Genomic DNA, 16,476 nt, shown 5'->3' with positions numbered 1-16,476 from the left:
GTCACTTCCGGCCGATGGTCCGCACACAGGAGTAGAGCGCTGACAGCCTCGCGTGAGTACTTCCGGCCCGGCGCTTCCGCGCCGGCCCGGGTCGTGGTCCTCGCTTCCGGTACCGGAAGCCTGCTGCAGTCGCTGATCGCGGCCGCGGTCGACGACTACCCAGCCCGCATCGTGGCCGTCGGCGTCGACCGGGACTGTGACGCCGCGCTCCACGCGCGCGCCGCCGGCATCGCCGACTTCCGCGTCGCGCTGCGCGAGCACGCCGACCGCGCCGCCTGGGACCACGCGCTCACCGAGGCCGTAGATGCCCATGCCCCGGACCTGATCGTCTCCGCCGGGTTCATGAAGATCCTCGGGCCCGAGTTCCTCGCTCGCTTCGGTGGCCGGATCGTCAACACCCACCCCGCGCTGCTGCCGTCGTTCCCCGGCGCGCACGCGGTGCCCGACGCCCTGGCGTACGGGGTGAAGGTCACCGGGTCGACCGTGCACCTGGTCGACGCCGGCGTCGACACCGGACCCGTGCTGGCGCAGGAAGCGGTGCCGGTCCTCGACGAGGACGACGAGGCCTCGCTGCACGAGCGAATCAAGACTGTGGAACGCCGGCTGCTGGTCGAGGTGCTCGCCGCGGTCGCCACCCGAGGTGTTATTTCCGATGGACGAAAGGCCGTGATCCCGAAGTGACCGAACGTAAGGCTGTGCGCCGCGCACTTGTCAGCGTCTACGACAAGACGGGCCTCGTTGAACTGGCCACCGGGCTGCACCAGGCCGGGGTCGAACTGGTCTCGACCGGCTCCACTGCGGCGAAGATCGCCGACGCGGGCATCCCCGTCACGCCGGTCGAGTCGCTCACCGGATTCCCCGAGTGCCTCGAGGGGCGGGTCAAGACCCTGCACCCGCGCGTGCACGCCGGCATCCTCGCCGACACCCGCAAGGAAGACCACCTCGCGCAGCTCGCGGACCTCGGCATCGAGGCCTTCCAGCTGGTGGTGGTGAACCTCTACCCGTTCACCGCGACCGTCGCGTCCGGTGCGACGCCCGACGAGTGCGTCGAGCAGATCGACATCGGCGGACCGTCGATGGTGCGCGCCGCCGCGAAGAACCACCCCTCGGTGGGCGTCGTCGTCGACCCGGCCCGCTACGAGGACGTCCTCGCCGCGGTCGCGGCCGGCGGATTCACCCTGCAGGAGCGCACCGCCCTTGCGGCGCAGGCGTTCCAGCACACCGCGTCCTACGACGTCGCGGTCGCCAGCTGGATGACCTCGACCCTCGTCGCGTCCGACTCCGACACCCAGTTCCCGGAGTGGGCCGGCGCGAGCTGGAACCGCACCGCGGTCCTGCGTTACGGCGAGAACCCGCACCAGGCCGCCGCGCTGTACGAGGACCCGGCGGCCGCCGCGGGACTCGCGCAGGCGAAGCAGTTGCACGGCAAGGAGATGTCGTACAACAACTACACCGACGGTGACGCCGCCTGGCGCGCCGCCTTCGACCACGCCGAGCCCGCGGTCGCGATCATCAAGCACGCCAACCCCTGTGGCATCGCCGTCGGCGCCGACATCGCCGAGGCGCACCGCAAGGCGCACGCCTGCGATCCGGTCAGCGCGTTCGGTGGCGTCATCGCGGCGAACCGCGAGGTGACCGTGGAGATGGCCGAGCAGGTCGCCGACATCTTCACCGAGGTTGTCATCGCGCCGTCCTACGCCCCCGGCGCCGTCGAGGTGCTGGCCCGCAAGAAGAACGTGCGGGTGCTCGAGGCCGCGGTTCCGAACGCGACCGGCGTGGAGCTGCGCCCGATCTCCGGCGGCGCGCTGCTGCAGGAGCGGGACGTGCTCGACGCCGAGGGCGACGACTCGGCCAACTGGACCCTCGTCACCGGTGACGCGGCCGACGCCGCAACCCTGAAAGATCTCGAATTCGCTTGGCGCGCATGCCGTGCCGTGAAGTCCAACGCGATCCTGCTCGCCCACGACGGCGCCTCGGTGGGCGTCGGCATGGGCCAGGTCAACCGTGTCGACTCGGCGCACCTGGCCGTGCAGCGCGCGGGGGACCGGGTCGCCGGTTCGGTGGGCGCCTCGGACGCGTTCTTCCCGTTCCCGGACGGCTTCCAGGTGCTCGCGACCGCGGGCGTCAAGGCGGTCGTGCAGCCGGGTGGTTCGGTTCGTGACAACGAGGTCATCGAGGCCGCCCGCGAGGCCGGCGTCACGATGTACCTGACCGGGGCCCGGCACTTCGCCCACTGACCTGACCGTCAGCCCATGTCGTTCGCCGAGAGGTGCGCGCTCGATTCCGTCGAGTGTGCACCTCTCGGCGTTTCTCCTGGGCTGATGCCCCGGAAGGTGCACACTCGCGCGGGCTGAGGTCAGGCGGCCGACCCCGAGATCACGATGCGGGCGGCGCCGCGGTCGAGCAGTTCGCGGGCCAGGTCGGTGGCCGCGGCCCGCTGGTGGGTGTCGGTGTGCGACAGGTCGAGGGTGATGACCTGGCCGGAGAGGTCGGCGGGCAGGTCGGCCAGCGGCGGGACCGCGGCCAGGGTGTGGATACGAAGCTTCATGTGGATCTCCTTGTTGTGCAGTTTCGAGAGTGCTTTCGGTAGCGACGATCTCGAGAAGTTTGGGGTAGCTAGAAGAACGGCACCCGGAGCGATTGCCCGGGTGCCGAGAACAGTTCCGTTACGTCAGGAGTGTTCTCGGGGTCCACGCATTGCCTGGGAGTGGCAGAGCCACATGGGTACGGCGCCGCTGCGTGCAACGTAGAAATGTGCAACGCAAGAATGCGCAATCTGCTTCACTGTGGGCCGTCCCTTTCCTCTAGGCATCGGTGGTTAGGCGAGAACGCTACAGCACGGTGACGACATCCGCACTTCGGTATCGGCCCGCGGCTCGGCGGCCGGGTGTGCAGACGCGGGCGCGTCGGCCGGGGCGGGTGGTTGGAAGGTGCACACTCGGCGCTGGTCACAGGCTTGCGCCGGCCTCACGCAGCTTGGCTGCGGCCCGGGCGGCAATCGTGTGCGGGCGCAGTCTCGGTTGGGCCGAGCTGACGCGCACCACCCGCCATCCGAGGTCCTCGAGCAGGTCGAGTCGCTCGTAGTCCCAGGTGCGTTGGCTCTCCCGCGTGCTACTGAGATCTCCGAGGCTCCGACCGAGTCCAGTGGCCGTCACCGTCGTACTCGACGAGCAGCGCGTCGAGCGTCTCGGCGGCCCGTGCCCGGATCAGGGTGCCGAGGCCAATTCCCTTCGCGATGTGGACATCTCGATGCAGCCGGGTGTGGTCGGGGCGCAACTGGCGATCGGTCGGTGCGCCCCGGCGACACTTCCCGGAGACGGTTCATCGAATCCCCCATCCCTCGAGACTGGCGGACGGCGGCACGGAACTAGAAGCGGGCGATCCAGTCCTTGAACCCGGCCGCGAACTCGGCCGAGAACGGCAGGTCCTCGATGTAGTCGGCGCCGGTGGAGTCGCGCTCGCCGATCTCCTTGAGCACGTGGTTCGCCGTCGTCATCCGCACCGACGTCAGCGCCGTCCCGGCCAGTGCCGCTTCCAGCGCGTCCACGTCGGCGGCCGAGACCTGGGTGTCGCGTGCCGAGCAACTGGTCAGCACCGGCAGCCCGGCGGGCAGCGCGGCCGCCAGCTCGCGGGGGTCGAGGGCGTCCTCCTCGGCGAGGGCCTTGGCGTTGACCGGGACGAAGCCGGCCATCCGCAGCGGCTCGGGCAGGTCGTCGGGCAGGGTGCCGTCGGTGCGCAGCGACTCCACCGCCTCGGTCAGCGCAGTGCGCAGTTCGTCGGCCAGTTCCAGCGGGAGGGCGCCCGCGCCGGCGGCGGCGTCCACCTGGTCGTTGATCTGCCGGGTCAGCAGGTCGAGCAGTCGGACCGCGAGCGGTTCGAGCAGACCGAGGCCGGCGACGGCGGGGGCGTCGTCGGCCACGGCCAGCGCGAGGGCGACCAGCGCGCCCTCGCTGTGCCCGATCACCAGCAGGCGGTCGGCGTCGATGTTCGGTTGCGCCGCAAGGTAATCGAGGCCGTTCGCGGCCGCGTCGACGAAGGTCGAGAAGCCGAGCCCGGCGACGTCCTCGACCTCGTACGGGCCGAGCCCGGTCTCACCGCTGCCGAGCTTGTCGTAGCGCAGGCTCGCGATGCCGGCCCCGGCCAGCGTCTCGGCGAGGAAGCGCAGGGTACCGATGTCGCCGGGCAGCAGCGCGCTGTCGCCGTTGCGGTCGGTCGGGCCGCTGCCGGCAAGCAGCAGCGCCGCGGGGACCGGTCCCGTCACCGCGTCGGGCAGGAGGAAGCTGCCGTGCAGGGTGACGTCGCCGCTGGTGAAGGTGATCTCGGTGTCGGCCATGGTGACCAGTCTGTCAGGACCGCTCGGCCGTGGAACGACCCGCACGGACTGTCCGCCGGGCTATCCTGCTGCTCCCGCCCTTTCCCCGTGGTGCGGGCACGGTCGGGCGAGGAGAGGCAGCGTGGTGGTGGTCGTCCGGGACACGGCAGCGCACATTCTCACCGCCGTGGACAAGTCCCTCGCCCGTCGGCTGCCCGCGATCGCAGGCGGTCTGGCCGAGGAGATCTTGGCCGAGGACGCGGCCTACGCGGCACTGATCGAACCCGCGGAACTGCGGGAGACGATCCTGCACAACCTGCGGCACGCGACGGCCTCGATGCGCGCGCGGTCGGCGGACGGGCCGGTGGACCTCTCCGACGCCGCCCGGACCGGACGGGTCCGCGCCGAGCAGGGGCTGCCGCTCGCCTCGCTGCAGCACGCCTATCGCCGCGGTTGCCGGTTGCTGTGGCAGGCCATGGTCGAGACGGTGCGGCAGGAGGACCCGGCCTCGCTGCCCGAGTTGCTGCCGTGCGTCGGTGACCTCTGGGACATCGTGGACCTGATGACCGGGGCGGTCGCGGACGCCTACCAGAAGACGGAGTCGGAGCGACTGGCCCGCGACATCGAGCGCCGCAACGCATTGTTCGACGTCCTCCTCGGCGGTCCGGGTGCCGACCTGCCGGCCGGCGGCGGCGCGGGCCTGGTCGCGGAGGCGTCGGCTTTCCTCGGCCTGGCCGAACACGGCCGCTACGCGGTGGCCGTCGTGCGGTCGGACGGACGCGGGGTGGGATCCGCACACGCAGGCCCGCGGTCGGACGGCTTCCAGGTGATGTGGCGGATCCGCGCCGACCACGAGGTCGGCCTGATCACGCTCGGCTCGGGCGATCTCGGCGACGCGGTCCGGGCGCTCGGCGTGCCCGGGGTGCGGGCCGGCGTGAGCCCGGTGGTCGGCTCGCCCGCCGAATTGGTCAGGGCGCGTTGGCTGGCGGAGATCGCGTTGCAGACCTGTGTGGCCGCGGGCGACGAGGTCGTGGTGCTCGACCAGCGGTTGCCCGCTGCGCTGGTGGCAGCCCAGTCGGACCTCGCCGAGCGGCTGCGGACGGTCGTCCTGGGATCGGTGCTCCGGTTGCCACGGGCCGAACGGGAGCTGCTGCTCGCAACCCTCACCGCCTGGTTCGACGCGGGAGGCTCGGCGCAGGTCGCGGCGGGCACACTGTTCTGTCACCGCAACACCGTCCTCAACCGCCTGCGTCGGATCGAGGAACTCACCGGCCGCTCCATCGGTGATCCTCGACAGATGGTGGAGCTGGCGCTGGCAGTCGAGGCCGCCCGCCGGTAGCGCCGATCCTGGGCATGCGGGCCAGTGTCGGCACCGCCGGATTGTGCTCGGGCACAAGGTTCGTCCCAGTTCGGTCTTCCGCTGTGCGGCGGCGGTGCGGGGAATACCTTTCACCTCACCTGCCGGAAAGGCAGGTCCGCGTCAGCGCCACCGAAGCCGGCTGACCCGGCTGCCACCCTCGCCTGTCGAAGGCGACCGCCGATGGGAAGATGTTCGCGCATGCGCAGATACGACACCCGCACCGCCCTCGTCCGCAGGATCCTCGCCGCCGCGATGGCGACCACGGTTGCGGCGCTGGCCATGACGGCCGTCGCCACCCCGGCTCAGGCGGACGGCATCCCGAGCGTCGGCCGGAACTGGGGCGCTGCCGGGCCGTACACCCCGGAGGTGAGCGTCGGCCTGGTCCACACCCTGTACTACCCGCAGAACATGGGATCGCACGGCGAGAAGCACCCCGTGGTCATCTGGGGCAACGGCACCGGCGTGGTGCCGGGTGCCTACACCGTGCTGCTGCGCCACTACGCCAGCCACGGCTTCATCGTGGTCGCCGCCAACACGCCCATGACCAACTTCGCGATCACCATGCGCGGCGGCATCGACCTCGCCGAGCAGCTCAACGCCGACCCGTCCAGCGTCTTCTTCGGCAAGGTCGACCTGGACCGGATCGGATCCGCCGGTCATTCGCAGGGCGGTTCCGCGGCCGTCAACGCTGCCGTCGACCCCCGGGTGGACACGGTGGTCGCGATCCAGCCGGGACCGCTCAACGACGTCGACCTGATCGACGAACCGGTCCTGTACCTGGCCGGCCAGTTCGACGCGATCGTGTGGCCGATCCTGGTGAAGGGCATGTACAACGACGCCGACCACGTTCCCGCCGAGTACGCGGAACTGCGCGGCGCCACCCACTTCGGCACCGGGATCTCCGGCGGCGACATGCGGGCCCCGTCGACGGCGTGGCTGCGGTACTGGCTGATGGACGACCAGAACGCGCGCGCCGAGTTCTTCGGCCAGAACTGTGGATTCTGCTCGGACAGCAGCCAGTTCTCCGACTTCCGCCGCAACGGCCTGGCCACGCAGATCCCGGGCTGACAGGCGTAGGGGCGACGGCGGCGCGACCTACGCGCGCCGCAGCGCCTGCACCCGGCGCACGCCCTTCCACGCGAACCACAGCAGGAAGGCCAGCAGCACCGGGATCAGCAGGGGCAGCAGGAAGGCGACCAATACCAGGACGAAGGACAGGACGTCCTCGACCACCGAGATCACCGGGTTCGCCAGCCCCGCGGTGCCGGCCGTGCTCGCCGCCCGGGTGCCGGTCTGGGCGGCGCTGAACGCCAGGGCGGTCGGCGCACCGACGATGATGCCGGCGATCACCGCGCCGGTGGGGCCGAGGTCGGTGAACACCGCGCCCGCGGCGATGGCCGCGGCGATCGGCCGGGTGAAGGTGCCGAACACGCCGAGGGCGTTGTCCACCACCGGGATCAGGTCGGCGACCAGTTCGACGGCGGTCGCGACGGTCAGCGCAACCAGTGCGCCCGTCGACCCGACCCAGGCGAACGACTCGCCGAGTGTGATGCCGAACAGCCCGAAGTGCACTGCCGCACTGAGCATCAGCAGCGGCAGAAAGGTGCGCAGACCGGTGGCCGCCGCCAGGCCGAGTCCGAGCAGCGTGGGCAGCAGCCAGGTCTCCATGGGCAGAGTGTAGGGGCCGGTGCGGCCTCGGTCAGGGACTCGGCGAGGCCTCGGCCGGCGTGGCGGGCAACGGCCGGACCTTCGGGTCGCCGGTGTCCGCGAAGTAGTCGCCCTTGATGGTGGTGTCCACCCCGTAGGGCGCCTTGGCCGCCCGCAGTGCCAACGTCCCCGCCGCCGCGACGACGATGTTCACCACGAATGCGGTGAGCGCGATGTAGCCCATCTGCGCAATGCCGGGGATCGAGGCCACCGAGCCGGCGAAGTGCGCGGCGGTGGGCGAGGACACGTTGTAGGCGGCCACCGAGCCGTAGACCATCCCGACCGCCCAGCCGGCCAGCAGCGCCCACCGGTGGAACCAGCGGGTGTAGAGCCCGAACACGATGGCGGGGAAGGTCTGCAGGATCCAGATGCCGCCGAGCAGCTGGAAGTTGATGGCGTTCTGCTTGTCCATCGTCAGCACGAAGATCAGCGCCACGAACTTCACGAACAGCGAGACGACCTTGCTGACCTTGGCCTCCTGCGCCGGCGTCGCCGACGGCCGGAACCACTCGCGGTACACGTTGCGGGTGAACAGGTTTGCCGCCGCGATCGACATGATCGCCGCCGGGACCAGGGCGCCGATCGAGATCGCCGAGAACGCGACGCCCGCGAACCATGACGGGAAGGAGTCCTCGAACAGCTGCGGGATCACCAACTGGGCGTTGGGTTTCCCGTCCAGGCCGACCGGTTTGGTGCCGGCGGCGATGGCGACCCAGCCGAGCAGTGCGAGCAGACCGAGCAGGAAGCTGTAGGCGGGCAGGATGGTGGCGTTGCGCCGGATCGTGTTGCGCGACTTCGACGACAGGGTCGCGGTGACCGAGTGCGGGTACATGAACAGTGCCAGCGCGGACCCGAGTGCGAGGGTGGCGTACGCCCAGTACTGCTGGCTGTTCGGGATGAACGACCCGGTCGGCTTGCCCGTCGTGGGGTTCGGGGTCGACATCTTGGTCTCGGCGGCGTCGAAGATGTGCGCCCACCCGCCGTACCGGGACGGCAGGTAGATCACCGCGACGATGATCACCAGGTAGATCAGGGTGTCCTTGACGAAGGCGATGATCGCGGGCGCCCGAAGCCCCGACGAGTAGGTGTACGCGGCCAGCACGGCGAAGGCGATCAGCAGCGGCAGGTCGCGGGCGATCACGTTGTCCGAGCCGCCGATGCCGATCACCTCCAGCACCGCCTGGATGCCGACGAGTTGCAGGGCGATGTACGGCATGGTCGCGAGGATGCCGGTGAGCGCGATCGCCAGCGAGAGCCCCTTGGAGCCGTACCGGCCGCCGATGAAGTCCGCCGTGGTGACGTAGCCGTGCCGGTGGCTCACCGACCACAGCCGGGACATGAACACGAAGATGATCGGGTACAGGATGATCGTGTACGGGATCGCGAAGAAGCCGCTGACCGAACCGAGCGCGAACATGGCGGCCGGCACCGCGATGAACGTGTAGGCGGTGTAGATGTCGCCGCCGATCAGGAACCACGTCACCCAGGTGCCGAAGCTGCGCCCGCCCAGGCCCCACTCGTCGAGGCTCTGCAGGTTTGACGCCCGGCGCCACCGCGAGGCCAGGAACCCCAGGACCGTCACCATGGCGAACAGTGCGATCAGCACGGCCAGGGCCACCGTGTCGACGCCGGTCTTGTTGTCCGCGTCGGCGAGCACGGTCAGCGTGCTCACCGGGCGTCGCCGTCGTCGGCGGACCCGCGCATCGGCCGGTGCGGCCGGGCCTTGAGCACCAGCCGGTACGCGGCCCAGGTCGCGGCCGCGCAGAGGAACACCCAGACGAACTGGTACCAGAAGAAGAACGGCACGCCGCCCAGTTCGGGATCCTTGCGGGCGTAGAACGGCACCCACAGGATCGCGACGAGGGGCAGCGCGAGCAGGACGGCGGCCACGGCCAGCAGCGCCTTGTCGGCCGGGGGTGCGGTGTTGTCGTCGGGTTCGTCGGTCACGGCGTTCTCCCCACTCGGACGCGGGCGTGGCATGGCCCGCACATGCGCGAAGTTACTCCGGATCGGGGGGCCACGAGATAGCTTGCGCGGAGCCCACAAGAATAGTGAGAGGACGCGACCAAATGATCTCCGACGGCGATCTGGAGAAGCTCGACCTTGCCACGGAAACGTTCGAGGGGGTGCTCCGCGGGGAGGACGCGATCGGGCCCCAGCCCAGCCGTTGCCCGGGATGGAGTACGCGTGACGTCGCCAACCATGTTCTCGGCGGGGCCATCCGTTACGCGCACTACTTTTCCGGTGTCGACCCCGCCGAGATTGCCTGGAGCCGCACCGCGGATCATGTCGGCGACGACCCAGCTGGGGCGCACCGCAAGCTGGCGGACGCACTTCGCCGCGAATTCGTGGACCACCGCGACGACGGCATTGTCCTGCACCATCCGCTCCAGGACGTCGGCGCACCAACGCTGCTGGTGATGCGTGTGCAGGAGCTGGTGTTCCACGGCTGGGACATCGCCTCTGTCGCCGAGCCGGGTATCGAACTGGATCCGTCACTCTGTCGGTTCCTTCTCGACGGGGGAGAGACAGTTCGCACGATGCTCCGCACACATGGGGTGCTCGGACATGGGACAACTCCGGCAGGCGGCGGGCTGACCGCCAAGGTGCTCGCCGAGTGGGGCCGCGGGTGACGTTCCGGGCTCGCCGATGTCCAAGACGCCGCCGGCGGTCATCGTTGTCGTCGTGGCGATCGCGGTGACCTGCCCCGCCAGTCTGCGCTGAGTCTCGACAGCAGTGCCCGCCGAACGCCACGTCGGACCCCGGTCCGGGGATTGTCAGTGCCGAATCCGGCGAACGCTCGTAGCGTGAGTGGGGTGACTGCCTCGAGCCCCGCTTCTCGCACCACGAACGCCGACGCGCCCACGTCGCCGCCCGCCCCGCGCACCCTGGGTGAGCTGCGCGCGTCGGGACACGTCACCCGCCCGGTCAAGGACGAGATCCGGGAGAACCTGCTGGCGGCGCTGCGCGACGGCCGCGACCCCTGGCCGGGGATCGTCGGCTTCGGTGACACGGTGCTGCCGCAGCTGGAACGGGCGCTGATCGCCGGCCACGACGTCGTGCTGCTCGGCGAACGCGGGCAGGGCAAGACCCGGCTGCTGCGGACGCTGCCGCTGCTGCTCGACGAGTGGACGCCGGTGATCGCCGGCTCCGAGCTCGGCGAGCACCCGTACGAGCCGATCACCCCCGCGTCGATCCGGCGAGCTGCCGAGATGGGCGACGAGCTGCCGGTCGTGTGGCGGCATCGCGACGAGCGGTACTCGGAGAAGCTCGCCACCCCGGACACGTCGGTGGCGGACCTGGTCGGCGACGTAGACCCGGTGAAGGTCGCGGAGGGCCGCAGCCTCGGCGACCCCGAGACCATCCACTTCGGACTGGTGCCGCGCGCGCACCGCGGCATCGTCGCGGTCAACGAGCTGCCCGACCTGGCCGAGCGGATCCAGGTGTCACTGCTGAACGTGATGGAGGAACGCGACATCCAGGTCCGTGGATACACGCTGCGGCTGCCGCTGGACGTGCTGCTGGTGGCGAGTGCGAATCCCGAGGACTACACGAACCGCGGGCGGATCATCACCCCGCTCAAGGACCGCTTCGGCGCCGAGATCCGCACCCACTACCCGAACGCACTCGACGACGAGATCGCGGTCGTCGGGCAGGAGGCTCAGTTGCGGGCGGAGGTCCCCGGGCACCTGCTCGAGATCCTGGCGCGCTTCACCCGGCTGCTGCGGGAGTCGCCGTCGGTGGACCAGCGGTCCGGGGTGTCGGCGCGGTTCGCAGTGGCCGCGGCGGAGACCGTCAGCGCGGCGGCGGTGCACCGGGGGGCGGTGCTCGGCGAGGCCGACCCGACCGCGCGACCGGTGGACCTGGGCACCCTGATCGAGGTGCTGCGCGGCAAGATCGAGTTCGAGTCGGGGGAGGAGGGCCGCGAGCTCGAGGTGCTCGAGCACCTGTTGCGCCGGGCCACCGCGGACACGGTGCGCGAGCGGCTCGGCGGCCTGGACCTGGGCCCCTTGGTGGCGGCAGTGGAGTCGGGCGGCCCGGTGGTCACCGGCGCCCGGGTCACCGCAAAGGACCTGCTCGGCGAGCTGCCCGAGCTCGAGGTGTTCGACCAGCTGGCCACCCGGCTCGGCGCGCAGACCGCCGGTGCCCGGGCGGCCGCCGTGGAACTGGCGCTCGAGGGCCTGTACCTGGCGCGGCGGATCGCGAAGGACCCGGACGACGACGGGCAGCTGGTGTACAGCTGATGAACCAGCGTTACGGCCCGTACCACGGCGGCCCGGATCCGCTGGCGCCGCCGGTGGACCTGCGCGAGGCACTGGACGCGATCGGCAACGACGTGCTGGAGGGGTCGTCCCCGCGCCGGGCGCTGCACGAACTGCTGCGCCGCGGCAGCAAGAACATGCGTGGGCTCGACGAGCTCGCCGCGCAGGCGCATCGGCGTCGGCGGGAGCTGTTGGAACGCAACAATCTCGGCGGCACCCTGGCGGAGGTGCGCGAGCTGCTCGACCGCGCGGTCCTGGCCGAACGCAAGGAACTGGCCCGCGCGCTCGACGACGGCGCCAGGTTCTCCGAGCTGCAGCTCGACGAGTTGTCGCCGTCCACCGCGCAGGCAGTCCGCGAGCTGTCGGAGTACACCTGGCGCAGCCCCGAGGCCGAGGCGGACTACGAGAAGATCCGGGACCTGCTGGGCCGGGAGCTGCTCGACCAGCGTTTCGCCGGCATGAAGGAGGCTCTCGAGAACGCCACCGACGAGGACCGCAGGCGCGTCGACGAGATGCTCTCGGACCTGAACGACCTGCTGGACAAGCACTCTCGCGGAGAGGACAGTCAGCAGGACTTCGACGAGTTCATGAATCGGCACGGCGACTTCTTTCCCGAGAACCCCCGCAACACCGAGGAACTCCTGGACTCGCTGGCCCGGCGGGCGGCGGCCGCGCAGCGACTGCGGAACTCGCTGACCGACGAGCAGCGCGCCGAGTTGGATGTGTTGGCGCAGCAGGCCTTCGGCAGCCCGAGCCTGATCGGTCAGCTGGACCGGCTGGACGCGAACCTGCGGGCGGCGCGGCCCGGCGAGGACTGGGGCGGCGGGCAACGCTTCCGCGGGGACGACGGCATGGGTCTCGGTGAGGGTACCGGCGCACTGGCGGACATCGCCGAACTCGAGCAACTGGCACAACAACTCTCGCAGGAATATGCGGGTGCCCAGCTCGACGACATCGACCCCGAGGCGTTGCTGCGTCAGCTCGGCGAGGAGGCCGCCGCCGACACCCGGACCCTCGCCGACCTCGAACGGGCCCTGCAGCAGCAGGGCTTCCTCGACCGCGGCGCCGACGGCCAGTGGCGGCTGTCCCCGAAGGCGATGCGGCAGCTGGGGCAGTCGGCGTTGCGTGACGTCGCCGGGCGCCTCTCGGGCCGCCGCGGCGAGCGCGACACCCAACGGGCCGGCGCGACGGGGGAACCGACGGGGGCGAGCCGGGAGTGGGAGTTCGGGGACACCGAGCCGTGGGACGTCACCAGGACCGTCACCAATGCCGTGCTGCGCGAGTCGGCGTCGGGGCGGCCCCGGCTGCCCGTCCGCCTGCAGGTGTCCGACGTGGAGGTCGCCGAGACCGAGCAGCGGGTGCACGCGGCGGTCGCGCTGCTCGTGGACACGTCCTTCTCGATGGTGATGGACGGCCGGTGGGTGCCGATGAAGCGCACCGCCCTGGCCCTCAACCACCTGATCACCACCCGGTTCCGCGGCGACGACCTGCAGCTGATCGGGTTCGGGCGGCTGGCCCGCCAGCTCACCCCGTCCGAGTTGGCCGGGCTGGACGGGGCGTGGGACCAGGGCACCAACCTGCATCACGCGCTGCTGCTCGCCGGCCGGCACCTGCGTCGCAACCCGAACGCCCAGCCGGTGGTGCTGATCGTCACCGACGGGGAGCCGACCGCGCACCTCGAGCCGGACGGCCACGCCTTCTTCGACTACCCGCCGCACCCCAAGACGCTGGGCCTGACCGTCCGCGAACTCGACAACGTGGCCCGGCTCGGCGCCCAGGTGACGATCTTCCGGCTCGGTGACGACCCCGGCCTGGCCCGGGTGGTGGACCGGATGGCGCACCGCGTCGGCGGCCGGGTGGTCGCGCCGGACCTGGACGGTCTCGGTGCGGCGGTCGTCAGCGACTACATGCGACTGCGGCGCAGGTAGGGAAGTCAGTACCGCCGACGGGCCTCGTCCACCGTTTCCTGCAGGTGCTGCTGGACGGTCCGGGCGATCTCCATCGGCTTGGCCGGGATCTCGGTCACCGGGTGCCCGACGTGGACGCTTGCGGACTTCACGGTTGCGGTGGCGGGTCCGTAGCTGATGCCCAGATGCAGGAGCGCCGGCGTCGCGCCGAGCTTCCCCGCCCGCGAGGCGATGTGCCCGATCCCGCTGTTGACGTGCTGGACGCGGGCGGGATCCCCCGTGTTGCAGGTGCCCTCCGGGAAGATCGCCAGGCTGTCACCGCGGCGGACCCGTTCGGCGGAGATCTCCATCATGCGTCGGCCCGCGTCGGAGACCGCGCGCAGCCCGTGGTTCTTGCTCCGGAAGACGGGGATGCCGCCCATCATGTCGATGCGCTTGCGCAGCTTCGGCTCCCGGAACAGTTCGTCCTTCGCCAGCACCCGGGTCCGGCCGATCGCGGACCGCAGCGGGGTCTGCCAGGCGGTCGCCGCCAGGATGTACTGGTCGCTGTCGGTGAGATGGTTGGCCGCGATGATCAGGCTGGTGCCGTCGGAGAGCAGTGCCCGGATCGACTCCTCCGCCCCCGGGGCGAAGGTGACCCGCGGGCGGTACCGGGCGCTGAGTGCCGCGTAGGCCAGCCTTGCGAGCAGCAGATTCTGCTGATGGTCCAGGTAGAAGTCGTAGACGCCCTGCTGGTCGTCGAGTGAAACGTCGGGCCTGAGCATGTCGTCCCCATTTCGTGCCGTCGATCTGCCGGACCTACGGTACCGTAACCTACGGCTACGTAGGTTGCGGCTTCGTGGGTTGCGGCGTCAGGCCAGCGCCCAGGCGACGAACCCGATGGCGGGGATCGACGCCAGCGTGGTGACCAGCGCGGCGTCGCGTGCCAGTACCGTGCCGCGCTGGTACCGGCTGGCGTAGACGAACACGTTCTGTGCGGTCGGCAGCGTCGACACCACGACCACCGCGAACAGTTCGTGGCCGTCCAGGCCGAGCAGGAACCGTCCCATCAGGTACGCCAGTGCGGGCTGGACCAGGATCTTGAGCACGGACGCGAGCGCGATCTCGCGGCGCGGACTGACGCCGCGCTGGAGCACCCGCACCCCGTACAGCGAGAGTCCGAAGGTCAGCAGCGCGCCCGGCACCGAGGCGCCGCCGATCAGTTGGAACGGCTGGATGAGCGCCTCGGGGGGTGTCCATCCGGACAGCGCGACCGCCAGTCCGGCGACGCCGGCGACGACGATCGGGTTCTTGAAGGGCGTGGTCAGCGTCTCCCGCAGGGAGGCGCCGCTGCGGGCGGTCGTCAGGTCCAGTGCGGTCAACGCGATCGGCGAGTACACCAGGATCTGGAAGAGCAGCAGCGGCGCCACGAACGACGCGTCGCCGAGCACGAAGACGGAGATCGGGATGCCGAGGTTCGCCGAGTTGACGTACGAGGCCGCCAGCGCGCCGATGGTCGCCTCCGGCACGGCCTTGCGCATGACGCCGAGCGCGAGCGCCAGGTAGATGCCGCCGACGGCGAATGCGGTCGCGGCGGCGACGGCCAGGGTGGGGGAGAACACCACCGACAGGTCTGCCCGGGCGAGGGTGTCGAAGAGCAGCGCGGGGGTTGCGACGAAGAACACCAGCCGGCTGAGCACGAACTCGCCGTGCTCGCCGAGCACCCGGGTCCGGCCCAGGACGTAGCCGATGGCGATGATGACAAAGATGACCAGAAAGCCCGCGAACACACCGGACACCGCGGGACCTCCTAGAACGAAACCGTGCCGAGTCTAGTCGGTAGCCGGGCGAAGGATTTCGGTGCCGGGGAAACGACAAAGGYCGCGCGGTCCGTGAGGACTGCGCGGCCTTGGCCTGAAAACTTGGCTGACTACCGGCTGGTGAAGGGCAGCAGAGCCATCTCGCGGGCGTTCTTCACCGCGACGGCAACCTGACGCTGCTGCTGCGGGGTCAGGCCGGTGACGCGACGGCTGCGGATCTTGCCGCGGTCGGAGATGAACGTGCGGAGCAGGTTCACGTCCTTGTAGTCGACGTGCTCGATCTTCGCCGCGAAGAGCGGGTTCTTCTTGGGCTTGCGACCCGCGTCAGCGCCGCGGGGCTTCTTGGACGGGGCTCTCTTGACTGCCATTGCTTCCCTTACCGATCGAGTGTTACCAGCTGGACTTGCGGACGCCTGGCAGTTCCCCGCGATGGGCCAACTCGCGTACGCGCACGCGGGAGAGCCCGAACTTTCGCAGGTGACCTCGCGGACGTCCGTCCGCAGCGTCACGATTTCGCAATCGTACCGGACTGGCGTCGCGCGGCTGACGCTGCAGTGCGGACTGGGCTTCCGCCCGCTCCTCGGGGGTGCTCGACGGCCGCCGGACGATGTCCTTCAGTTCGGCCCGGCGTTCGGCGAACCGGGCGACGACCACCCGTCGTTGCTCGTTCCTGGCGATCTTCGACTTCTTGGCCATCAGCGTTCCTCGCGGAAGTCGACGTGCCTGCGCACGACGGGGTCGTACTTGCGGATCACCATGCGGTCGGGGTTGTTGCGGCGGTTCTTGCGGGTGACGTAGGTGAACCCGGTGCCCGCGGTGGACCTGAGCTTGACGATCGGCCGGATCTCGTTTCGCGCCATCAGAGCTTGACCCCGCGGGCGCGCAGCCGGGCGACGACGGCCTCGATGCCGTCGCGGTCGATGGTCTTGATGCCCTTGGCGGAGACGGTGAGGGTGATCCGCCGGCCCGCGCTCGCCAGGTAGTAGGTCTTCTTCTGGATGTTCGGGTCCCAGCGCCGGTTGGTCCGGGTGTGCGAGTGCGAGACGGACTTGCCGAACCCTGGCCTGCGTCCGGTGACCTGGCAGTGCGCCGACATGGTGACCTCCTTCGTCACCTCACATTGAGATGA

At 70.4% G+C, this 16,476-nt stretch carries 19 protein-coding genes; 7 read left to right on the top strand and 12 right to left on the bottom strand.

Features of this window, described 5'->3' with window-relative positions:
- Positions 1-39 precede the first annotated feature (39 nt).
- Together purN and purH are read left to right on the top strand one after the other, a co-directional pair.
- The gene (gene purN, locus AC1DU4_RS00220; protein ID WP_477837424.1) at positions 40-681 is read left to right on the top strand and encodes a phosphoribosylglycinamide formyltransferase; all 642 of its coding nucleotides are present in this window, start codon (positions 40-42) and stop codon (positions 679-681) included.
- Positions 678-2,237: a bifunctional phosphoribosylaminoimidazolecarboxamide formyltransferase/IMP cyclohydrolase gene (gene purH / locus AC1DU4_RS00215; RefSeq protein ID WP_477836922.1), complete on the top strand. Its 1,560-nt coding sequence runs from the start codon at positions 678-680 to the stop codon at positions 2,235-2,237. The genes purN and purH overlap by 4 nt, the downstream gene beginning before the upstream one ends.
- 119 nt (positions 2,238-2,356) lie before the next feature.
- Here the strand turns inward: purH and AC1DU4_RS00210 are convergent, their stop codons facing one another.
- The 3 genes from AC1DU4_RS00210 to AC1DU4_RS00200 all read right to left on the bottom strand — a co-directional run bounded on the left by AC1DU4_RS00210 (position 2,357) and on the right by AC1DU4_RS00200 (position 4,333).
- A complete protein-coding gene (locus AC1DU4_RS00210; RefSeq protein ID WP_072842875.1) occupies positions 2,357-2,548 on the bottom strand; it encodes a hypothetical protein in 192 nt (63 codons plus the stop codon).
- 400 nt (positions 2,549-2,948) lie between these two features.
- A complete protein-coding gene (locus AC1DU4_RS00205; protein WP_477836920.1) occupies positions 2,949-3,155 on the bottom strand; it encodes a hypothetical protein in 207 nt (68 codons plus the stop codon).
- A 212-nt stretch (positions 3,156-3,367) separates the two neighbouring features.
- A complete protein-coding gene (locus AC1DU4_RS00200) occupies positions 3,368-4,333 on the bottom strand; it encodes an alpha/beta hydrolase family protein (RefSeq protein ID WP_477836918.1) in 966 nt (321 codons plus the stop codon).
- A gap of 121 nt (positions 4,334-4,454) precedes the next feature.
- Here AC1DU4_RS00200 and AC1DU4_RS00195 point away from each other — a divergent pair, with 121 nt between their 5' ends.
- Both AC1DU4_RS00195 and AC1DU4_RS00190 read left to right on the top strand, forming a co-directional pair.
- The gene (locus tag AC1DU4_RS00195; RefSeq protein ID WP_477836916.1) at positions 4,455-5,651 is read left to right on the top strand and encodes a PucR family transcriptional regulator; all 1,197 of its coding nucleotides are present in this window, start codon (positions 4,455-4,457) and stop codon (positions 5,649-5,651) included.
- 219 nt (positions 5,652-5,870) lie between these two features.
- Complete coding sequence (locus tag AC1DU4_RS00190; protein WP_477836914.1) at positions 5,871-6,740, top strand: alpha/beta hydrolase family protein; 870 nt, start codon at positions 5,871-5,873, stop codon at positions 6,738-6,740.
- Positions 6,741-6,767: 27 nt separating this feature from the next.
- On the opposite strand, the gene AC1DU4_RS00185 is transcribed toward AC1DU4_RS00190, so the two are convergent.
- The 3 genes from AC1DU4_RS00185 to AC1DU4_RS00175 are packed head-to-tail and all read right to left on the bottom strand — an operon-like array spanning position 6,768 to position 9,326.
- Positions 6,768-7,340: a DUF4126 domain-containing protein gene (locus AC1DU4_RS00185; protein WP_477836912.1), complete on the bottom strand. Its 573-nt coding sequence runs from the start codon at positions 7,338-7,340 to the stop codon at positions 6,768-6,770.
- Positions 7,341-7,371: 31 nt separating this feature from the next.
- Positions 7,372-9,051, bottom strand: a complete 1,680-nt coding sequence (gene mctP, locus AC1DU4_RS00180; RefSeq protein WP_477836911.1) for a monocarboxylate uptake permease MctP — start codon at positions 9,049-9,051, stop codon at positions 7,372-7,374.
- Positions 9,048-9,326, bottom strand: coding sequence for a DUF3311 domain-containing protein (locus tag AC1DU4_RS00175; protein ID WP_477836909.1), 279 nt, complete (start codon positions 9,324-9,326; stop codon positions 9,048-9,050). The genes mctP and AC1DU4_RS00175 overlap by 4 nt, the downstream gene beginning before the upstream one ends.
- Positions 9,327-9,448: 122 nt before the next feature.
- Between AC1DU4_RS00175 and AC1DU4_RS00170 the strand changes: the two genes are divergently transcribed.
- The 3 genes from AC1DU4_RS00170 to AC1DU4_RS00160 all read left to right on the top strand — a co-directional run bounded on the left by AC1DU4_RS00170 (position 9,449) and on the right by AC1DU4_RS00160 (position 13,569).
- A complete protein-coding gene (locus AC1DU4_RS00170) occupies positions 9,449-10,012 on the top strand; it encodes a maleylpyruvate isomerase N-terminal domain-containing protein (RefSeq protein ID WP_477836907.1) in 564 nt (187 codons plus the stop codon).
- A gap of 255 nt (positions 10,013-10,267) precedes the next feature.
- On the top strand, positions 10,268-11,623 hold the full coding sequence (locus AC1DU4_RS00165) for an ATP-binding protein (RefSeq protein ID WP_072843210.1): 1,356 nt from the start codon (positions 10,268-10,270) through the stop codon (positions 11,621-11,623).
- Positions 11,623-13,569 (top strand): hypothetical protein, encoded by a 1,947-nt coding sequence (locus AC1DU4_RS00160; RefSeq protein ID WP_477836906.1) that lies wholly within the window; start codon positions 11,623-11,625, stop codon positions 13,567-13,569. The genes AC1DU4_RS00165 and AC1DU4_RS00160 overlap by 1 nt, the downstream gene beginning before the upstream one ends.
- Positions 13,570-13,574: 5 nt before the next feature.
- Here the strand turns inward: AC1DU4_RS00160 and AC1DU4_RS00155 are convergent, their stop codons facing one another.
- The 6 genes from AC1DU4_RS00155 to rpmB form a co-directional block, all read right to left on the bottom strand.
- On the bottom strand, positions 13,575-14,312 hold the full coding sequence (locus AC1DU4_RS00155) for a lysophospholipid acyltransferase family protein (protein ID WP_477836904.1): 738 nt from the start codon (positions 14,310-14,312) through the stop codon (positions 13,575-13,577).
- An 87-nt stretch (positions 14,313-14,399) separates the two neighbouring features.
- Positions 14,400-15,326, bottom strand: coding sequence for an AEC family transporter (locus AC1DU4_RS00150; RefSeq protein WP_072842869.1), 927 nt, complete (start codon positions 15,324-15,326; stop codon positions 14,400-14,402).
- A gap of 131 nt (positions 15,327-15,457) precedes the next feature.
- A complete protein-coding gene (rpsR, locus tag AC1DU4_RS00145; protein WP_072842868.1) occupies positions 15,458-15,715 on the bottom strand; it encodes a 30S ribosomal protein S18 in 258 nt (85 codons plus the stop codon).
- Between the two features lie 22 nt (positions 15,716-15,737).
- Positions 15,738-16,043 carry a 30S ribosomal protein S14 gene (gene rpsN, locus AC1DU4_RS00140; RefSeq protein ID WP_072842867.1) on the bottom strand — a complete coding sequence of 102 codons (306 nt, stop codon included), beginning with the start codon at positions 16,041-16,043 and terminating at the stop codon, positions 15,738-15,740.
- Positions 16,043-16,207: a 50S ribosomal protein L33 gene (rpmG, locus tag AC1DU4_RS00135; RefSeq protein WP_072842866.1), complete on the bottom strand. Its 165-nt coding sequence runs from the start codon at positions 16,205-16,207 to the stop codon at positions 16,043-16,045. Before rpmG ends, rpsN begins: the two co-directional genes overlap by 1 nt.
- Positions 16,207-16,443 carry a 50S ribosomal protein L28 gene (rpmB, locus tag AC1DU4_RS00130; protein WP_477837423.1) on the bottom strand — a complete coding sequence of 79 codons (237 nt, stop codon included), beginning with the start codon at positions 16,441-16,443 and terminating at the stop codon, positions 16,207-16,209. The genes rpmG and rpmB overlap by 1 nt, the downstream gene beginning before the upstream one ends.
- Positions 16,444-16,476: the final 33 nt, after the last annotated feature.

This window comes from Rhodococcus sp. P4_F5 (assembly GCF_056401315.1).
This window is presented reverse-complemented; position numbering and strand designations above follow the sequence as displayed.